This is a genomic window from Nocardioides oceani, assembly GCF_030412965.1.
Taxonomy (GTDB): domain Bacteria; phylum Actinomycetota; class Actinomycetes; order Propionibacteriales; family Nocardioidaceae; genus Nocardioides; species Nocardioides oceani.
The window spans coordinates 85909-103960 of record NZ_JAUHJQ010000003.1; the positions used below are offsets into that span (position 1 = coordinate 85909).

The window sequence follows — 18052 nt, forward strand, 5'->3', positions numbered from 1 at the left end:
GCCCGCCCGGACCGCCGGCGGTCCGACCAGCAGAGGAACTCCCGCCATGCCCCGCCCGCTCGTCACGCTCGCCACCGGCCTCGTCGCCGGCGGGGCCTCCACCCTCGTGGCCGGCCTCGCCGGCCCCTCCGCAGCCGCGCCCCCGACGCCGGCCGGGCCGACGTACGTCGCGCTGGGGGACTCCTACGCCTCGGCGGCCGGCGTGGAGCCCGTCGACCCGACGGCGCCCCCGGAGTGCCAGCGCTCGCTGCGCAACTACGCCCATGTGGTCGCCGAGCGCACCGGTGCTGCGCTCACCGACGTGACCTGCGGCGGCGCGGACACCTCCCACTTCCGCACCTCCCAGCACCCCGGCGTGGCGCCGCAGCTCGACGCGCTCTCGGCGGGGACCGAGCTGGTCACGGTGACGATCGGCGGCAACGACGGCGGCGTGTTCGGCAGCGCGATCCGCGACTGCAGCATCGCCGGCTTCTCCACCGGCGGCGCGGGCAGCCCGTGCCGTGACGAGCACGGCTCGTCCTACGAGGACACCGTGCGCCAGGCGACGTACCCCGCGCTCGTGCAGGCGCTCACCGACGTCCGCGAGCGCGCGCCGCGGGCCCGGGTCGGCGTGCTCGGCTACCCGTGGATCCTCCCCGCGGAGGGCAGCTGCTTCGGCCGGATGCCGGTCGCCGAGGGCGACGTGCCCTACCTGCGCTCGCTCCAGGCCACCCTCAACGACGCGGTGCGGCGCGCGGCGGAGGCGACCGGCGCGACGTACGTCGACCTCGCCGGCGTCTCCGAGGGCCACGACGCCTGCCAGCCGGCCGGCACCCGCTGGATCGAGCCGGTCTTCGGTGGCACGAACCCCGTCGTCGTGCACCCCAACGCCTTCGGCGAGGAGCAGATGGCGGCCGCGGCGATCCGCACGCTCGGGCTGCCCGAGGTTCCGCAGCCGTCCGCCGGCGACCGGGTCCTGCGGCGCTACGACGGCCTCGTCGCGCACCAGCGCATCCCGGCCGCCCAGGCGCGCGCGCTGCGCCGGCCGGTCCGGGCGGTGGTGCGGTACGCCGCGCTGGGCCTCGACACCGACGCGGCCCTGCGCCTGCAGCTCCTCCGCGACCGGGTGACCGGCGAGCGTCGCGCCGGCGACCTCACGCGGCCGCAGGCGCGTGCCCTGAAGCGGTTCAGCCGGCGGGCGGCGGAGTGGCTCGACCTCTGACCCGCGTCGGGCCTCGCCGCTCGGGCGGCTAGCGTGCAGGCGGGCGACCAACGACGAGCGGGCGGCAAGAGGTGGACGGCATGGCGAGCAGCGCGGAGGACGCACGCGCGACCCTGAACCTCTGCGGGCTGGTCGGGAGCATCCTCGCCGTCCTCGGCGGGGCCGTCCTCGCCGTCGGCGGCGCGGGTGGCGAGGGGTACGGCGTCGGGTCGCTGCTCGGCCTGGCGGCGTTCGCCGTCGGCGGGCTGCTGGTGCTCGTGGCCGTGATCGGCTGGGCGGTCAGCCTCGGCGTGCGCGCCGCCGCCCACGACGGGGAGGACGCCGGTGCCCGCTGAGCTCGGCACCGACGAGGTGCTCGCGATGCTGCAGGAGGTCGCCGACGAGGTGATCACGCCCCGCTTCCGGCGGCTCGCCGAGAGCGACGTGTCGTCGAAGTCGCACCCCGGGGACCTGGTGACCGTGGCCGACAGGGAGGCGGAGGTCCTCATCACCCGGCGGTTGACCGCCGCCTACCCCGACGCGCTCGTCCTCGGCGAGGAGGCCGCCTCGGCGGACGCCTCCGTGCTCGACCGGTTCCGCGCCGCCGACCACGCCTTCACCGTCGACCCCGTCGACGGCACCCGCAACTTCGTCAAGGGTTCGCCGGACCACGCGGTGATGGTGGCCGAGCTGCGCGGCGGCGCGGTCGTCCGCAGCTGGATCTGGCAGCCCCAGCACCACGCTGCGTACGTCGCCGAGCGGGGCGCCGGCGCGTGGCGCAACGACGTGCGGGTGCACCGGCCGCCGGTGGGCGACGGGCTCCTCGGCGTCACCTCGCGCCGCGGCTGGATCGGCCGGGCGCTCGGCACGCTCCGCACGCTGGAGCTGTCGTGGCGCTGCTGCGGGGTGGACTACCCCGCGGTCGTCGACGGCCGCGCCGACTACGCGCTCTACAAGAAGACCAAGCCGTGGGACCACGCCCCCGGATCGCTGCTCGTCGCCGAGGCCGGCGGGCACGTCGGCACCTTCCGGGGCGAGCCGTACCGGCCGCAGGGCCCGCCGCCGTCCGGGCTGGTCGTGGCGGCCGACCGGGCGACGTACGACGTCGTGCGCGGGCTGGTGCCGGCCCTTCCCGGGCTCTGAGGACCGGCGCATCCTGGGAGGCAACCCGGGAGGCGCCTCGTGCGTCCCCCTGGTGACGGTCCCCCCACCTGAGGAGCTCCTCCCATGCGCACGTCCCTGCCCACCGCCGCGGCCGCGGCGACCTGTCTCGCCACCGCGTCCCTCCTGCTCGCGACCACCGCGCACGCCGCGACCTCGGCCTTCGCCGACGAGGCCGGCGACGTCGGCCCCGGCGTCGACCTGCGCTCGGTGAAGGTCGTCAACGGCGAGGAGAACCTGCGGGTCGTCACGACCCACCGCGACCTCGTCCCCGGCTTCCGCTCCCAGGCCGGCGGCAAGGTCTTCCTCGACACCGACCCCGAGGACAAGGGGCCGGAGTACGTCCTGGTCGGCGGCTACTTCGAGGGCACGGACTACGCCCTGGTCGCCGTCGACGGCTGGAGCGACCAGGACGGCGAGCGCGTCGAGTGCTCCTACACCAGCCGGCTCGACTACGACGCCGAGACGGTGCGCTCGCGGTTCTCCCAGGACTGCTTCGACCGCGACGACGCGACCACCGACGTGCGCGTCGAGGTCCGGGTCAGCGGGGCGCGGAAGGGTGGCGGCACCGCGGTCGACTGGCTGGGCACGCCGCGGACCTTCAGCGCGCCCGTCCCGCAGGGCTGAGCCCGCTCAGCCGACCGGCTCGGCCACCGGCTCCCCGGCCGGCTGGTCGGCCGGCTGGGTGGAGGCGGTGCCGCGCACGAGGAGCGCGACCAGCACGCCCACGGCGGAGATGACGCCGCCGTAGAACAGCGCCGCGTGCACGCCCTCGGCGGTGGCCTGGACGACGGAGGCGCCCGCCTCGGTCTCGCTGACGGACCGGCGCGTCATGACGGTGACGAACAGGGCGGTGCCCGCGGCGCCCGCGACCTGCTGCAGCGTGGAGACGGTGGCGCTGCCGTGGGAGTACAGGTGCGGGGGCAGCGAGCCGAGCGCCGAGGTCATCAGCGGGGTGAACATCAGCGCGAGGCCGATGCTCATCAGGACGTGGATGCCGACGACCGTCCCCTGGCTGGTGCCGGCGTCGAACGTCGACAGGCACCACAGCGCGACCGAGGTGACCGCCGCGCCGGGCGCGACGAGCGGCCGCGGGCCGACGCGGTCGAAGAGGCGACCGACGAACGGCGCGAGCAGGCCCATGGTCAGGCCGCCGGGCAGCAGCACCAGGCCGGTCTCGAGCGTGGTGAGGCCGAGGACGCCCTGGAGGTAGATCGGCAGCAGGATCAGCGTGCCGAACAGCGCCATCATGCTGACCGCCACCAGCAGCACAGCGACGCTGAAGGTGCGGGTCGCGAAGGTCCGCAGGTCCAGCAGTGCCCGCTCGCGCAGGGTGAGCTGGCGCGCCACGAAAGCGGCCAGCGCCGCGCCGCCGACGACGAGCGGCAGCCAGACGGGGACCGGGGTGTGGCCGGCGGCGGACTCGCCGATGCTGCTCAGGCCGTAGATCAGGCCGCCGAAGGCGAGCGCGGAGAGCACGACGGAGAGGACGTCGACCGGGATCGCGCGGGGCTCGGTGACGTTGCGGACCCACGCGGTGCCGAGCGCCAGGGAGACGACCGCGACCGGGAGGACCAGCCAGAACATCCAGCGCCAGTCGAGCTGGTCGAGCACGATGCCGGAGATCGTCGGGCCGATCGCCGGAGCGACGGAGATGACGATCGAGATCGTGCCCATCATCCGCCCGCGGCGCTCGGCCGGGACGATGGTGAGGATCGTGGTGATGAGCAGCGGCATCATCAGCGCGGTGCCGACGGCCTGCACGACCCGGGCCGCGACGAGGACGGCGAAGGTCGGGGCGAGCGCCGCGATCAGCGTGCCCGCCGCGAAGGAGATCATCGCCGCCATGAACACCCGGCGCAGCGGGAAGCGGGTCAGCAGGAACCCCGTGACCGGGATCACGACCGCCATCGTCAGCAGGAACGCGGTGGTCAGCCACTGGGCCGTCGCGGCCGGCACGGCGAACTCCCGCATCAGCTCGGGCAGCGCGACGCCCATGATCGTCTCGTTGAGGATGACGATGAACGCCGAGCCGACGAGCAGCGCGATCAGGCGCCCCGGTCGCTCGACGGTCGGCGCGGCCGAGGACGGCGGCGTGGTCGGGTCGGCGGCGGTGGCGGTCACGAGGCGGAGCTCCCAGCGGTTCGAGTACGGCGTGCCGGTGAGGAACGCGGCAGCGGCATCGGTTGTTCCCGGCAACCAAGGTCGCGCCAACCATCGGGGGCCCGCCGAGCGTTACCGTCACGACGGCGAGCGAGGTGGGACGTGGACGAGGCGGAGCTGCTGGGCTTCACCGAGTGGATGGTCGGGTGCGAGCGGGCGCTGCTGCGCTCGGCGTACCTCCTGACCGGCGACCTCCACCGCGCCCAGGACCTGGTGCAGGAGGCCCTGGTGAAGGTGGCGCTGCGCTGGCCCCGGCTGCGCGACGGCGACCCGTTGGCCTACGCCCGCCGGGTCGTCGCCCGGGACCACGTCAGCTGGTGGCGCCGTCGCCGGCGCGAGACCGGGATGGCGGAGGTCCCTGAGGTGCCCGGGACGCCGGGGGCGCACGGGCGCGGCACGGCGGCCAGCTCGGACCCGGAGACCGCCCTGGTGGTGCAGCGGGCGCTCGCCCGGCTGACCCCGGCGCAGCGGGCCGTCCTCGTGCTCCGGCACTTCGACGACCTGACCGAGCGGCAGACGGCGGAGGTGCTGGGCGTCAGCACCGGCACGGTCAAGAGCCAGAACGCCGCGGCGCTGGCCCGGCTGCGGACCGGTGCACCCGAGCTGCTCGACCTGATCGGGGAGACGCGATGAGCGACCACCTGGGGCCGGTCCTGCACCGCGCCACCGACGAGCTGCCGGCACCGGGGCTCACGCGCGCTGTGCTGCGGGAGGCGGCGCGCCGACGCGCCCGACGGCGGGCCGCCGGTGCCGTGGTGGCGGCGGTGCTCGCCTCGGTGCTGGTGGTCGGCGGCGCCACCGTCCTGGTCGAGGTGACCGGCGACGGCACGGCGACCCCGCCGGCGACGAGTGGCACCACGGGCTCGGGCGGCACCCCGAGGTCGGCCGAGCCGTCTCCGAGCGGTGGCCGCGAGCTCGTCGAGGGCACGCAGCCGCGGTGGGACCCGCGCCGTGTCGACGACCTGCCCGCCGCCGGGCCGGGGACGGTCGCCTCCCTGCCCCCGGTCGTGACGGTGCCGAGCCAGGCCCCGGCCCTCGCCGGCGCGCCGGTCCCCGCGGCCGTCCTGGCGGTCCGGCGCGGTCCGCAGGCGTACCTCCTCGCGCCGGACGGCTCGTGGCGCAGCGTCCCGGTGGCCGACCGGTACCCGCGGCTGGCGCTCAACCCGTCCGGCACCGCCCTCGCCGTGTGGGCCTACGGGGACGGCGCCGACGACCGGGTCGTCGTGCACGACCTCGCGTCCGGCACCACCACGACGGTGGGCTACCCCTCGGGCTTCGTGCCGTTCGACTTCCAGACCTGGCGGTGGACCGACGACGACACGCTGCTCCTCGACGACGGCGGAGGCGGGTGGCTCGTCGACGTGCGCGGCGGCGCGGCGGCGCGGGTCGCGGGCCCCGCGGAGGGTCCGTGGACCACGGACCCGCGCGGTGAGGTGGTGGAGGTGACCGACTTCGGCCGCCCCGCCGAGCTGGTCGACCGCGCCGGTGGCGGGGAGCGGCGCGTGCCGCTGACCGCCTCCGGCCGGCTCGGCTCGATCGAGGCGGACGCGGGCACGGTGGCGGGCACGTCGTACGACGAGCGGCCGTTCTCGGTGCTGGTCGTCGACCGGGCCACGGCTCGGCCGCGGGCGGTCCTGCCGATCGTCGACCCGCAGGCGAACTACGGCAACGGCGGCCTGGGCGTCCTGGCGCTGCGCGAGGACGGCACGGTGCTGCTGCGGGTCACGGTGCCGGGCACGGGGACCTCCCGCGTCGTCCACTGGGACCCGCGCTCGGGCGCCCTCGCGCTCGTGGCCGCGCTGCGGACGGAGCTGGAGGACATGGTCACGTTCGCCGATGCCCGGCTCCGGGGCGAGGGCTGAGCCGGCCCGGCCCGACCCCCTCAGCCGCGCAGGCGGGCCAGCAGCGCGTCGAGGTCGGCCGGCGCGACGCCCAGCCCGTCGAGGACGTAGGTGCGCAGGTCGCCGTACGTCGCCGCGACGGCGTCCCACGCCGTGCGGAGGTAGGCCTCGTCGGCCACCATGACCGCCTCGTAGACCGCGACCTTCTCGGGGCCGAGGTGGTCGCGGATCAGGCCGAGGTACTTCTCGCGGGTGGCGGTCGAGAAGGTGTTGGTGAGCAGGTAGTCCTCGAGCACCACGTCCTCCGGGACGCCGAGCAGGCCGAGCACGACGGCCGCGGCCCAGCCGGTGCGGTCCTTGCCGGCGGTGCAGTGGAACAGCTGCGGCCCCTCGGTCGTCGCCAGCCGGGTGAGCAGGGCGCCGAACGACGCGCGGGCGTCGGCGTCCTCGACGAACGCGCGGTAGACGCGGTGCATCGCCGCCAGCGACTGCTCGCCGGTGGTCAGCGCCGCGACCTCGTCCATCGGTATCCCGCCGACGGCGAGGTGGTGCCACGCCGCGCCGGGCACGGGTACGTCGGGGTGGGCCTCGACCTCGTGGTGCCCGCGCAGGTCGTAGACCGCGGTGATGCCGAGGCCGCCGAGCGAGTGGGCGTCGGCGTCGGTCAGCTGGAGCTCGTTGGAGCGGAACAGCACGCCACGGCGTACCCGTCCCCCGTCGGCGGTGGGGTGACCGGGGCCGGCCACGTCACGGAAGTTGTCCGCCGACGCGAGCCGGACCAGCTCCTCGCCGACCTGCGGTTCGCTCACCAGCGCAGGATAGGGGCCGCTGGTGGCCGGTCGGCGAGGAACGGGTCGGGCCTCAGGTGAACTCCACGAGAAGGACCGGCTTCTCGTCCGGGACGACCGACCCGCCTGCGGGCTCGACGGTGATGCCGAACCCGTCGGCGGTCGCCGGGTCGCCCTGCAGCGGGACCACGTTGTCCGGTCCCTCGGGCATCAGCCCGGCGGAGACCATCGTGTCGTCGTGCTGCAGCCAGGCCTGGTAGACCTTCCCGTCCGGCGCCGGCCCCATGTCGTGGGTGACGACGACGGCCTCGTTGAGCGAGGCGGAGCGGTAGAGCACGGCCTCCGCGCCGTCGGGGAAGCGGTGCCGGAAGGTCTGGACGTCGGCGGCGGCCTTGATCCGCTCGACCGCCGAGGGCCGCGGTGCCTGCGAGCTGTCGTCGGACCACGGCTGCTGGGCGACCACGGTGCCGCCCACGCCGATCGCCACGACGGCCGCGGCCGCCGCGAGGAGCGGGGTCCACCGGCGGCGCGGGGCGCGCCGGCCCGAGGCGCCCGCGATCGTGACGGGCCCGTCGTGGTCGGTCGCGCCCTGGTCGGTCGGGTCGGTCGCGGCCCGGTCGCTCGCGGTCGCGTCGGTCGCCGGGGCGGGCACGACGGGCGGCAGCGGTCGCACGGTGGCGATCCCGGCGAGCACCCGGTCGCGCAGCTCCGCGCTCGGCGTGGTCATGGTCGTCTCGGCCAGGAGGGCCGAGGTCTCCCGGAGTCCGTCGACCTCCTCGCGGCAGCTGTCGCAACCCGCCAGGTGCCGCTCGAACTGGGCGCGCTCGAGGTCGTCCAGCGCGTCGACGGCGTAGGCGCCGGACAGGGCGTGGATGTCGTCGCTCATGTCAGCTCCCTACTCCCATCGTGTCTCGTAGTCGGATCAGTCCGTCACGGATCCGGGTCTTGGCGGTGCCCACCGGCAGCTCCAGCATGGTGGCTACCTCGGTATGGGTGTACCCCCCGAAGTACGCCAGCTCCAAGGCCTCGCGCTGGACCGGTGTGAGGCTCCCGAGCGCGGTGCGCACCCGGTGGGCCTCCAACGAGGCATGCGCGGCCTCGGCGGTGGCGTCGTGCGCCACCGGCTGGTTCTGGTGGTGGTAGTTCTGGTCGCGCCGCGTGGCGGCCTCGGCCGAGCGGACCCGGTCGACGGCCTTGCGGTGCGTGATCGTGAGCAGCCAGGACAGCGGGCTGCCCCGGTCGGGGTCGTACCGGCTCGCGGTGCGCCAGATCTCGAGGAACGCCTCCTGGGCGACCTCCTCGGCCTGGGCGGGGTCTCGCACGACCCGGACCGCCAGCCCGACCACCCGCGAGGAGGTGGCGTCGTACAGCTGCGCGAACGCTTGCTGGTCCCCCCGCCCCGCCGACCGCAGCAGGTCGACGAGGTCAGGCGCGACGGGCGACCCCTCGGTGGGGTCGCCCGCCGCCACGGGTCTCAGGTGTTCCACCCGATGATCCTGTCAGTCGTCCGGATGAGGAGCGAGGATCAGGCCGGGGGCATGAGCACCTGGTCGATGACGTACACGGTCGCGTTGGCGGTCGGGATGTTGCCGCACAGCACGTTCGCGCCGTCGACGGTCATGCCCGAGGTGTCGCCCTCGACGGTGACCATGTCCTTGTTCAGCGTCTCCTGCTTGCCCACGACGGCCTCGGGGTCGAGCTGGCCGGCGACGACGTGGTGCGACAGGATCGCGCCGAGCTGCTTCTGGTCCTTGAGGACCGCCTGCAGCTGCTTCTCCGGGATCGCACCGAAGGCGTCGTTGGTGGGCGCGAAGACCGTGAGGGCCTCGGCGGAGTTCAGGGTGTCGGCGAGGCCGTCGACCGCGCCGACGGCGGTGACCAGGGTCTCGAGGAGCGGGTTGTTCGAGGCGGCGGTCGCGACCGGGTCCTGGACCATGCCGTCGAACGAGCCGGGGCCGTCGGTCGGGACGGCCGAGCACGCGTCACCGAAGGTCTGGGCCGCGGCGCCCTCGGCGGCCGCGGTGGTCTCCTCCTCGGCGGGAGCGCTCGTCTCGGCGCTGCTGCTCGAGCTGGAGGTGTCCGAGGCGCTCTCGGAGCTGTCGTCCTCGCTGCTGCAGGCGGCCAGGCCGAGGGAGAGCGAGATCGCGGCGGCCGCGACACCGGTGCGGCGCAGGGTCTGGAGCTTCATGGTGGAGCCTTCCTGGGAGGGTCACTGCGCACCGTCGAGGTGCGCTGTCGGGGGGTTGTTCGGCCCCGCTCCCACATCGGATTGGTGCGACCTGGACCACGCCTCGCCGGCCGCTCCTCCACTCCTGTCCTGTCGCCCCGGCCAGTCCGGACCCCCTGTCCGCTCCGAACGACTTCGCGTGAACAGACTCCTCGCCGCCCTGTCCGGCATCCTCGCGACGCTCGCCGGCGTCGCGGCCGGTCACCTCGCGGCCGCGCTGCTGGACCCCGCGACCTCGCCGGTCCTCGCCGTCGGGTCGCAGGTCATCGACCTGACGCCCACCCCTGTGAAGGAATGGGCGATCAGCCAGTTCGGCACCCGCGACAAGCCGATCCTCATCGGGTCGGTGCTCGTCGGCGTGGTGCTGCTGGCCGCGGTCGCCGGGCTGCTGGCCCGCCGGCGCTTCGCGTACGGCGCGGGGGTGTTCGTCCTGCTCGTCGCGGTGCCTGCCGTCGTGGCCGTCACCCGTCCGACCGCCGGCGTGTCCGCGGTGGTCCCGAGCCTGGTGGCGCTCGTCGTCGGGGTCGCCGCCCTCGCGTGGCTCGTCCGGTCCGCGCCGTCCTCCGCCTCCGCCTCCTCCCCGCAGCGTCCGCGCCAGGTGCGGTCCGACGACGAGTCCCTGGGGGGCGCCTCGGCGGCGGGCGGCTCCGGGCCCTCGCGTCGGGGCCTGCTCGTGGCGATGGGCGTCGTCGCGGGCGCCGCGGCGGTGCTCGGTGGCGCCGGCCGCTGGGTCGCGTCGTACCGCTCGCGCGCCGTCGACATCGACCTCCCCGCCGCCGCCAAGCCGCTGCCGCCGCTGCCCGACGGCCTGGAGAAGCGGTTCCCCGACATCACGCCGCTGCAGGTGCCGAACCGGGACTTCTACCGCGTGGACACCCGGCTCGACGTGCCGATCGTCGACGTCGACAGCTGGACGCTGACCATCGACGGCGACGTCGACGAGGAGGTCACCTTCACCTTCGACGACATCCTGGCGATGGACCTCGTCGAGAAGGACATCACCCTGACCTGCGTCTCCAACAGCGTCGGCGGCGAGTTCGTCGGCGGCGCCCGCTGGCTCGGCGTACCGCTCAACGACCTGCTCGACCGCGCCGGCGTCGGCACGCGTGCCGACCAGATCCTCTCCACCGACGTCGACGGCATGACGATCTCGACCCCGCTCGCGCTCGCCACGGACGGCCGGGACGCGCTGCTGGCGGTCGGCATGAACGGCGAGCAGCTCCCGCGCGAGCACGGCTTCCCGGCGCGCATGGTCATCCCCGGCCTCTACGGGTTCATCAGCGCGACCAAGTGGGTCACCCGGATGACGCTGACGACGTACGACGAGGAGCAGGCCTACTGGACCGAGCGCGACTGGGCCACCGATGCCCCGATCAAGCCGTCCAGCCGGATCGACACTCCCCGTGCACTCGCCGGCCTCGACCCGGGCGAGGTCGTCGTCGGCGGTGTCGCGTGGGCCCAGCAGAACGGCGGCGTCGGCACCGTCCAGGTCCGCATCGACGGCGGCGCGTGGCAGGACGCCGAGCTGGGTCCGGACGTCGGCAACGACTACTGGCGCCAGTGGTTCTACCGCTGGGACGCCAAGCCCGGCCAGCACCGGATCGCCTCCCGCGTCGTCGACGGCGACGGCGACGCCCAGACCGCCGTCCGCGCCAACCCCTTCCCCGAGGGCTCCAGCGGGATCCAGGAGCTCATCGTCACCGTCGGCTGAGCCGGCTCGCTGTCGGCGCGCTCGGGTCCGCCGCTGGTCGAGCAGCGAGCCCCGGCCGCGCTGGTCGAGCAGCGAGCCCCGGCGAGCGTCGTCCGCGCTGGTCGAGCAGCGAGCCCCGGCGAGCGTCGTCCGCGCTGGTCGAGCAGCGAGCCCCGGCGAGCGTCGGCCGCGCTGGTCGAGCAGCGAGCCCCGGCGAGCGTCGTCGAGACCCGGCGAGGTGCGCAGGGCGCCGCTGTGGCCGAGGTGGCCTCGGCTGGTCGAGGAGCGCGCTGACGCGCGTCTCGAGACCTGCCGCCCGTGGAGCGGACGCGCCGCGTCGGTGTCGGGGATGGCCGTCGGGTCGGGCGGGTCGCACGAGCTCTCGGCGAGTCGGCCGAGGGGCGCGGGACGTCATGCGAGTCGTGCCAGGGGTGGCTCCGTCCGCATGACGCCCGCACCGCCCGCGGGGGCGGGTCGGGCAGGATGACGCCATGTCCGACGAGCTGGTCCACTATGCGGTCGCCGACGACGTCGCGACCATCACCCTCGACTCCCCCCACAACCGCAACGCCCTGTCCGGGCAGCTGGTGCGCGAGCTCGGCGAACGTCTCGAGCGGGCCGAGGACGACCCCGAGGCCAGGGTGGTGCTGGTGCGGGCGGAGGGCACGGTGTTCTGCTCGGGCGCCGACCTGTCCGAGGCGTCGGCCGCCGGGTCGGAGGACGCGCCCCGGGGGATCGTCCGGCTGCAGCGCCTCATGGTCGGCTCGACCAAGCCGGTGGTGCTCCGGCTCCAGGGCGCGGTCCGCGCGGGCGGCATCGGCCTGGTCGCCGCCGCCGACGTGGTCGTCGCGAACGAGGAGGCGACCTTCGCGCTGACCGAGGTGAAGCTCGGCCTGGCCCCGGCGGTGATCTCGCTGACGGTGCTGCCGCGGCTGACGTCGCGCGCCGCGGCGTACACGTTCCTGACCGGGGAGACCTTCACCGGCGCCGAGGCCGAGCGGATGGGCCTGGTGACCCGCGCGGTGCCGGCCGACGCGCTGGACGCCGAGGTCGATCGTGTGTGCGCCTCGCTTGCCACCGGCGCCGTCCAGGGCCTGCGCGAGACCAAGGCGCTGCTCGCGCACGACCTGCTCGAGCGGATCGACCGGCTCGGCGACGACGTGGCGGCGCAGAGCGCGCGGCTCTTCGGCTCGGCCGAGGCGCGCGAGGCGATGACGGCGTTCCTGTCGCGGAAGAAGTAGGCGCAACGGTCCCAGGAACGACGAAACCCGTCCGGCGGTCCCCCAAAGGCGCCGGACGGGTGTCGACGGGCGAAGACGCTCGGCGCCCCCCGACGCCGCACGCGAGCCATCCCCCCGGTGGCCCGTGTCGTTCTTCGCTTGCCAGGCAGGTCTCCCTGCCGAGAAGGACGCTACGAGAGCGCGGGCAACACGACGTCCACGGCCGGGCCAGCGTTCGGTAACAGTTCTTTACCGAGCCTGTTCCTCACGAGCCGGTGCCCGCCGCGAGGCCGGCGAGGGCGGCGGCGAGCGCGGGGGACGCGCCGATCCGCTGGCCCTCCAGGCCGACCGCGTCGCACTCGTCGCCGGCCAGCCCGAGGTCGTACGCCGCGCCGTCGCGGCCCGCGAGCAGCACGACGTACGCCGCGGCGCCGGGGTCGGGCGTGCACGCCGGCGGCGACGGGTCGAAGGCGCCGAGGGCGAGGACCCGCACCCGCTCGGCCTCGGTGGCCCGCAGGGTGGTGGCGGCCGGCTCGGCGCCGGGGTAGTCGTAGCGGCACACCAGCGCCTCGGCCACGCCGGTGGCGGTCAGCCCGGTCACGGGACGCCGGGTGGTCGAGGAGGGGATCGGGGGCGGGGCGGCGGGGCAGGCGAGCGTGCCGGGCGTCACCGACCCGGTGGGGTCCGTGCCGGTCGCCTCGAGCGCGAGGGCGGTCATCAGCTCGCGGTACACCTGGCCGCCCGCGACGACGCGGGACCCGGGCGCCGGCCGGGTGTAGGCCGCGCAGGCCGACGTCTCGCCGTACACCTCGGCGACGGTGCCGTCGTCGAACCCGACCTGGACGGCGAACTTCGTGGCCGAGGGCGTCGGTCGGCACGGCCCGCCGCGGCCCTCGGTGCGCTGCCACCCCCGGACCAGCGACGCGGCCCCCTCGGCGAGCACGGTCTCCGGGACCAGCGCAGAGCCGATCGGGCGGGGGTAGGAGCCGCCGACGACGCAGAAGCGGACCCACGCCGCCTCGCCGAGCAGGAAGTCGGCGTGGTCGAGCCCGCCGTCGGCCCGCGACCGGCACTCGGTGGAGACCTCGACGGTCCCCGGGTCGGCCAGCACCGCCTCCGGCCGGGACGACTCCACCCAGCGGGGCGCCAACGGCACGGCGACGGCGACCGCGGCCACGACGGCCACCGCCGCGGCCACCCGGGCGCGAGGCAGCCAGCGCGCGCTCCCCGACCCGGCCGCCATGCCGGGCAGGATCGCACAGGGCCGCTCGGGCAGGCCCCGGATGTGACGTTCTGGTGAACCGGTCGGCGGTCGTCGGCGGCCCCGGTTAGGCTTGTGGACTTGCCGCTCCGGGTGCGACGACCGGGTGGCGGAGCCCGCGGGGACGTCGCACGAGTGGAGATCCGAGCGTTGTCCGAAGCAGCCAGCCAGCACGACCAGCAGGACCAGCACGTCGCGGACCGCGAGGTCGCGACGGAGCAGGGGTTCGTCGACCGCGTCTACCGCCAGCTGACCGAGTCGGCCGCCGCGGCGCGCCAGCTGGCCCAGGAGGGCCACCAGCGCGGCCGCCTCGGCCACGAGGGCGGCCTCGTCGAGCGCGACGCGATGGTCTTCCAGGCCGCCAAGCGGATCGCCCAGCTCGACGCCGCCCACGAGGGGCTGGTCTTCGGCCGGCTGGACCTGAGGCCCGAGCTCGACGCCGCGCCGCGGTACGTCGGCCGGATCGGCCTGCGCGACGCCAACCGCGACTCGCTGCTGATCGACTGGCGGGCGCCGGCGGCGGCGGTGTTCTACCAGGCCACGGCCGCCGAGCCGCACAGCGTCATCCGCCGTCGGGTGCTGCGCTGCGCCGGCCCGGAGGTCGTCGGCGTCGAGGACGAGCTGCTCGACGCCGAGGCGCTCGAGGAGTCCGGCCTGGACCTGCCGATCGTCGGCGAGGGCGCGCTGATGGCCCAGCTCTCCCGCGCCCGCGACCGGTCGATGCACTCGATCGTCGCCACCATCCAGGCCGAGCAGGACAAGGCGATCCGCGCGCCCGGCAAGGGCGTCGTGACGATCTCCGGTGGCCCCGGCACGGGCAAGACGGTCGTCGCGCTGCACCGCGCGGCGTACCTCCTCTACACCGATCGGCGCCGCTACGAGACCGGCGGCGTGCTCGTCGTCGGCCCCAGCGGCGTGTTCATGCGCTACATCGAGCGCGTGCTTCCCAGCCTCGGCGAGACCGCGGTGGCGCTGCGCTCGCTCGGCGAGGTCGTCGACGGCGTGCGCGCCACCCGCCACGACGAGCCGGCGGTCGCCGACGTCAAGGGCGCCGCGCGGATGGCGGAGCTCGTGCGGCGTACGGCGCGGCAGCAGGCGCCGGGCAGCCCGACGGAGTTCCGGATCTTCTGGCGCGACGACACGATCGTGCTCGACCGCGGCCTGCTCGGACGGCTGCGCCGCCAGCTGATGTCGCAGGGCCGGCGCAACAAGCAGCTGCCCCGGGTCGCCCCCACGCTGCTCGACGCGATGTGGCGGCAGGTGCGCGGCGAGCGCGGCCGCGACCGTGGGCGGGAGTCGTTCGAGGAGGAGATGCTCTCCGACCAGCGGTTCGTCGACTTCGCGGTGGCCTGGTGGCCGCCGCTCGACGCCCCGACCGTGCTCGGTTGGCTGCGCGAGCCCGACTTCCTCGCCCGCGTCGGTGAGGGCGTCGTGACCCCCGAGGAGCAGCGGCTGCTGCTCAAGTCGTGGGCCGGTGCCACCGACCTCTCGGTCGCCGACGTCGCGCTGCTCGACGAGCTGCGCTACGCCCTCGGCGACGTGCCGGCCAAGCCCGAGGACGAGCGCGACGACCCGCTGGCGGTCATCGAGGGCGCCGTGGACCTGCAGGAGCTCACGACCGCCTCGGACCGTGAGTACGCCCCGTCCGGGCGCGCCTGGGCTCCGCCGCAGCACCGGATCGAGGACGACGGCTTCGCCCACGTGCTCGTCGACGAGGCCCAGGACCTCACCCCGATGCAGTGGCGGATGGTCGGCCGGCGCGGTCGCACCGCCTCCTGGACGATCGTCGGCGACCCCGCCCAGTCGTCCTGGCCGGTCCGCGAGGAGGCCGAGGCCGCCCGCGCGGAGGCGCTCGAGGGCAAGCGGATCCACTCCTTCCACCTGTCCACGAACTACCGCAACTCCGCGGAGATCTACGCGTACGCCGAGGCCTACGCCCGGCGCGTCGGCCTCGACGCCGACCTGCCCACCGCGGTCCGCTCGACGGGCGTCGAGCCGGTCGAGGTCACCGGGGTGACCGACCTCGAGGCCGCCACCCGGGAGGCCGTCGTCGACATCGCGGGCCGGGTCGGGGGCACCGTCGGCATCGTCGTGCCGGTCGCCCGCCGCTCGGAGGTGAACTCCTGGCTGGCCTCCTGGCCCGAGCTCGCCGCCGACGCACCGAGCGCCCGCGCCGCGGTCGACTCCTCGGTGACGCCGTCGGGGGAGGACCGCGTCGTGGTGCTCACCGGTCTCGACACCAAGGGCCTGGAGTTCGACGGCATCGTCGTGGTCCGGCCGCAGGAGATCGAGGACGAGTCGCTCACCGGCCGCGCCACGCTGTACGTCGTCCTCACCCGCGCCACGCAGCTGCTCACCACCATCGGCTGAGGCGGCGCGGGCCGGCGAGCCCGTGCCGAGACCCGGTGACGGTGGTCGGGGCCCTGCGCCGCTCGCGGGGTTTCGACACGCTCAGGCCCTCAGCGGGCCTTCGCTGCTCAACCAGCGGTGCGGGCCTTCGCTGCTCGACCAGCGGTGCGGGCCTTCGCTGCTCAACCGGCGGTGACGGGGGAGGCCCAGCCGCGGGCGACAACTAGAGTTCGCGCCATGACGAGCACGCCGAACGCCCGGGACGCCATCGCCGCGCTCCAGGGGCACGAGGCGTGGGCGATCATCCGCCGGTCGACGCGGGCGGGGGACCGCGACAGCGTCGGCCTCGTCGGCGGCCGGCGCTCGGTGGTGGAGTCGCTGCTCGACGTACCCCTCGAGGAGGGGCCGCCGCAGGCCGGCCACATCGCCGACCGGCTGCTCGCGGTGCCGTTCCGCCAGGTGGCCGAGCGCGGGTTCGAGGCCCACGACGACGGCACGCCGCTGGTGGTGGTCGACGTGGAGACCGAGCTGGAGTTCTCCGTCGCCGAGGTGGTCGAGGCGATCGACGAGGTCGCGGTCGAGTTCAGCGACCGGGGCGGCTTCGAGACCGACGACGAGGAGTACGGCAAGCTCGTCGAGGCGATCATCCGCGACGAGATCGGCCAGGGCGAGGGGGCGAACCTCGTCGTCGGCCGGCACTACCGCGCCCAGGTCGCCGACTGGGGTGCCGACAAGGCGCTGGCGGTCTTCCGCCGCCTGCTCGAGCGGGAGCGCGGGGCGTACTGGACCTTCGTCTTCTTCACCGGCGACCGCTACCTCATCGGCGCCAGCCCCGAGCGGCACGTGTCCATCCACGGCGGCGACGTCCGGATGAACCCGATCAGCGGCACCTTCCGCATCCCCCGCGACCCCGCCGCGGACGTCCGCGGCGAGCTGCTGGAGTTCCTGCGCGACGAGAAGGAGATCTACGAGCTCTTCATGGTCGTCGACGAGGAGCTGAAGATGATGTGCGACATCTGCAACCAGGGCGGCCAGGTGCTCGGGCCGTTCCTGAAGCCGATGAGCCGCCTCGTCCACACCGAGTACCTCCTCGCCGGCCGCACCGACCGCGACCCGCGCGAGGTGCTGCGCGACACGATGTACGCCGCCACCGTCACCGGCAGCCCGGTGGAGAACGCCTGCCGGCTGATCAAGGCCTACGAGACCGAGGGCCGCGGCTACTACGGCGCCGCGCTGGCCGTGCTGGGCCGCGACGCCGAGGGCGGGCCGGTCGTGGACAGCCCGATCGTCATCCGCACCGCCGACGTCGACCTCGAGGGCAACCTCAAGGTGACCGCCGGCGCGACCCTCGTGCGCGACTCCGACGCGGCGTACGAGGTCGCCGAGACCCACGCCAAGGCCGGCGGCATCCTCAGCGCCTTCGGGCTCGTGCCGGCGGCGCCGACGCCGGAGGTGAACGTCGCCGAGCTGGTCAACGACGAGGACGTCCTGCTGGCGCTCAACGCCCGCAACCGCCGGCTCTCGTCGTTCTGGCTGACCGACCAGGGCGGCTCGGCGCCCGACCCGCGGCTGGCCGGCCGCAGCGCGGTGATCCTCGACGGCGAGGACGACTTCGTGAACATGCTGCGCCACGTCCTCGGCGTGCTCGGCATGACCAGCGAGGTCGTCCGCCACGAGGAGTACGTCGCCGGGTGCCTCGACGGGTACGACCTGGTGATCGTCGGGCCGGGCCCGGGCGACCCCCGCGACGACGCCGACCCGAAGATGGCCAACCTGCGCGCCGCCGTCGCGGGGCTGATGGAGAAGCGGGCGCCGTTCCTGGCCGTCTGCCTGGGCCACCAGGCGCTCTGCCACCAGCTCGGGATCCCGCTGACCTACAAGGACATCGTCTTCCAGGGCACCCAGTCGCCCGTGCCGCTCGAGGGCCGCACCGAGCGGGTCGGGTTCTACAACACCTTCGTGGGGCGCGTCGGCGAGGGCGACGCGGTGCCCGACGGCGTGCGCGTCGACACCGACCCCGCGACCGGCGACGTGCACCACCTGGCGGGCCCGCACTACCGCGGCATCCAGTTCCACGCCGAGTCGATCCTCACCGAGCGCGGCTACGACCTGCTGCACGACTACGTCGTCGCGCTGCTGCTGGCCGACTGACCCCCGGAACGGCACCACACG

Annotated in this window: 16 protein-coding genes; 10 read left to right on the top strand and 6 right to left on the bottom strand. The window is 75.0% G+C overall.

Translation table 11 applies throughout. The features are described from left to right. Positions 1-46: 46 nt before the first annotated feature. From QWY28_RS09990 to QWY28_RS10005, 4 genes are all read left to right on the top strand, one after another. Positions 47-1201, top strand: a complete 1155-nt coding sequence (locus QWY28_RS09990) for an SGNH/GDSL hydrolase family protein (RefSeq protein WP_300952382.1) — start codon at positions 47-49, stop codon at positions 1199-1201. An 80-nt stretch (positions 1202-1281) separates the two neighbouring features. Beyond that, a complete protein-coding gene (locus QWY28_RS09995; protein WP_300952383.1) occupies positions 1282-1536 on the top strand; it encodes a hypothetical protein in 255 nt (84 codons plus the stop codon). Beyond that, the gene (locus QWY28_RS10000) at positions 1526-2323 is read left to right on the top strand and encodes an inositol monophosphatase family protein (protein ID WP_300952384.1); all 798 of its coding nucleotides are present in this window, start codon (positions 1526-1528) and stop codon (positions 2321-2323) included. The genes QWY28_RS09995 and QWY28_RS10000 overlap by 11 nt, the downstream gene beginning before the upstream one ends. A gap of 84 nt (positions 2324-2407) precedes the next feature. Then, positions 2408-2968 (top strand): hypothetical protein, encoded by a 561-nt coding sequence (locus QWY28_RS10005; protein ID WP_300952385.1) that lies wholly within the window; start codon positions 2408-2410, stop codon positions 2966-2968. Positions 2969-2974: 6 nt separating this feature from the next. Here QWY28_RS10005 and QWY28_RS10010 read toward each other — a convergent pair whose 3' ends face one another. After that, positions 2975-4465, bottom strand: coding sequence for an MDR family MFS transporter (locus QWY28_RS10010; protein WP_300952386.1), 1491 nt, complete (start codon positions 4463-4465; stop codon positions 2975-2977). A 141-nt stretch (positions 4466-4606) separates the two neighbouring features. Between QWY28_RS10010 and QWY28_RS10015 the strand changes: the two genes are divergently transcribed. Beyond that, complete coding sequence (locus QWY28_RS10015) at positions 4607-5137, top strand: SigE family RNA polymerase sigma factor (RefSeq protein ID WP_300952387.1); 531 nt, start codon at positions 4607-4609, stop codon at positions 5135-5137. Next, positions 5134-6366 carry a hypothetical protein gene (locus QWY28_RS10020; RefSeq protein ID WP_300952388.1) on the top strand — a complete coding sequence of 411 codons (1233 nt, stop codon included), beginning with the start codon at positions 5134-5136 and terminating at the stop codon, positions 6364-6366. The genes QWY28_RS10015 and QWY28_RS10020 overlap by 4 nt, the downstream gene beginning before the upstream one ends. Positions 6367-6386: 20 nt before the next feature. Here the strand turns inward: QWY28_RS10020 and QWY28_RS10025 are convergent, their stop codons facing one another. The 4 genes from QWY28_RS10025 to QWY28_RS10040 are packed head-to-tail and all read right to left on the bottom strand — an operon-like array spanning position 6387 to position 9321. Further along, entirely contained in the window at positions 6387-7154 is a 768-nt protein-coding gene (locus QWY28_RS10025) for a tyrosine-protein phosphatase (RefSeq protein ID WP_300952389.1), read from the bottom strand. A 52-nt stretch (positions 7155-7206) separates the two neighbouring features. Beyond that, on the bottom strand, positions 7207-8019 hold the full coding sequence (locus QWY28_RS10030; protein ID WP_300952390.1) for an anti-sigma factor: 813 nt from the start codon (positions 8017-8019) through the stop codon (positions 7207-7209). Position 8020: 1 nt separating this feature from the next. Continuing rightward, complete coding sequence (gene sigK / locus QWY28_RS10035; protein WP_300952391.1) at positions 8021-8620, bottom strand: ECF RNA polymerase sigma factor SigK; 600 nt, start codon at positions 8618-8620, stop codon at positions 8021-8023. 38 nt (positions 8621-8658) lie between these two features. Beyond that, positions 8659-9321, bottom strand: coding sequence for a fasciclin domain-containing protein (locus QWY28_RS10040; RefSeq protein WP_300952392.1), 663 nt, complete (start codon positions 9319-9321; stop codon positions 8659-8661). 178 nt (positions 9322-9499) lie between these two features. Here QWY28_RS10040 and QWY28_RS10045 point away from each other — a divergent pair, with 178 nt between their 5' ends. Together QWY28_RS10045 and QWY28_RS10050 are read left to right on the top strand one after the other, a co-directional pair. After that, positions 9500-11071: a molybdopterin-dependent oxidoreductase gene (locus QWY28_RS10045; protein WP_300952393.1), complete on the top strand. Its 1572-nt coding sequence runs from the start codon at positions 9500-9502 to the stop codon at positions 11069-11071. A 470-nt stretch (positions 11072-11541) separates the two neighbouring features. Next, positions 11542-12291, top strand: coding sequence for an enoyl-CoA hydratase family protein (locus tag QWY28_RS10050; protein WP_300952394.1), 750 nt, complete (start codon positions 11542-11544; stop codon positions 12289-12291). 244 nt (positions 12292-12535) lie between these two features. Here QWY28_RS10050 and QWY28_RS10055 read toward each other — a convergent pair whose 3' ends face one another. After that, entirely contained in the window at positions 12536-13513 is a 978-nt protein-coding gene (locus tag QWY28_RS10055) for a hypothetical protein (protein ID WP_300952395.1), read from the bottom strand. A 168-nt stretch (positions 13514-13681) separates the two neighbouring features. On the opposite strand from QWY28_RS10055, the gene QWY28_RS10060 reads away from it, so the two are divergent. Continuing rightward, positions 13682-15901 (top strand): HelD family protein, encoded by a 2220-nt coding sequence (locus tag QWY28_RS10060; RefSeq protein WP_300952396.1) that lies wholly within the window; start codon positions 13682-13684, stop codon positions 15899-15901. A gap of 216 nt (positions 15902-16117) precedes the next feature. Beyond that, a complete protein-coding gene (locus QWY28_RS10065) occupies positions 16118-18031 on the top strand; it encodes an anthranilate synthase family protein (protein WP_300952397.1) in 1914 nt (637 codons plus the stop codon). Positions 18032-18052 lie beyond the last annotated feature (21 nt).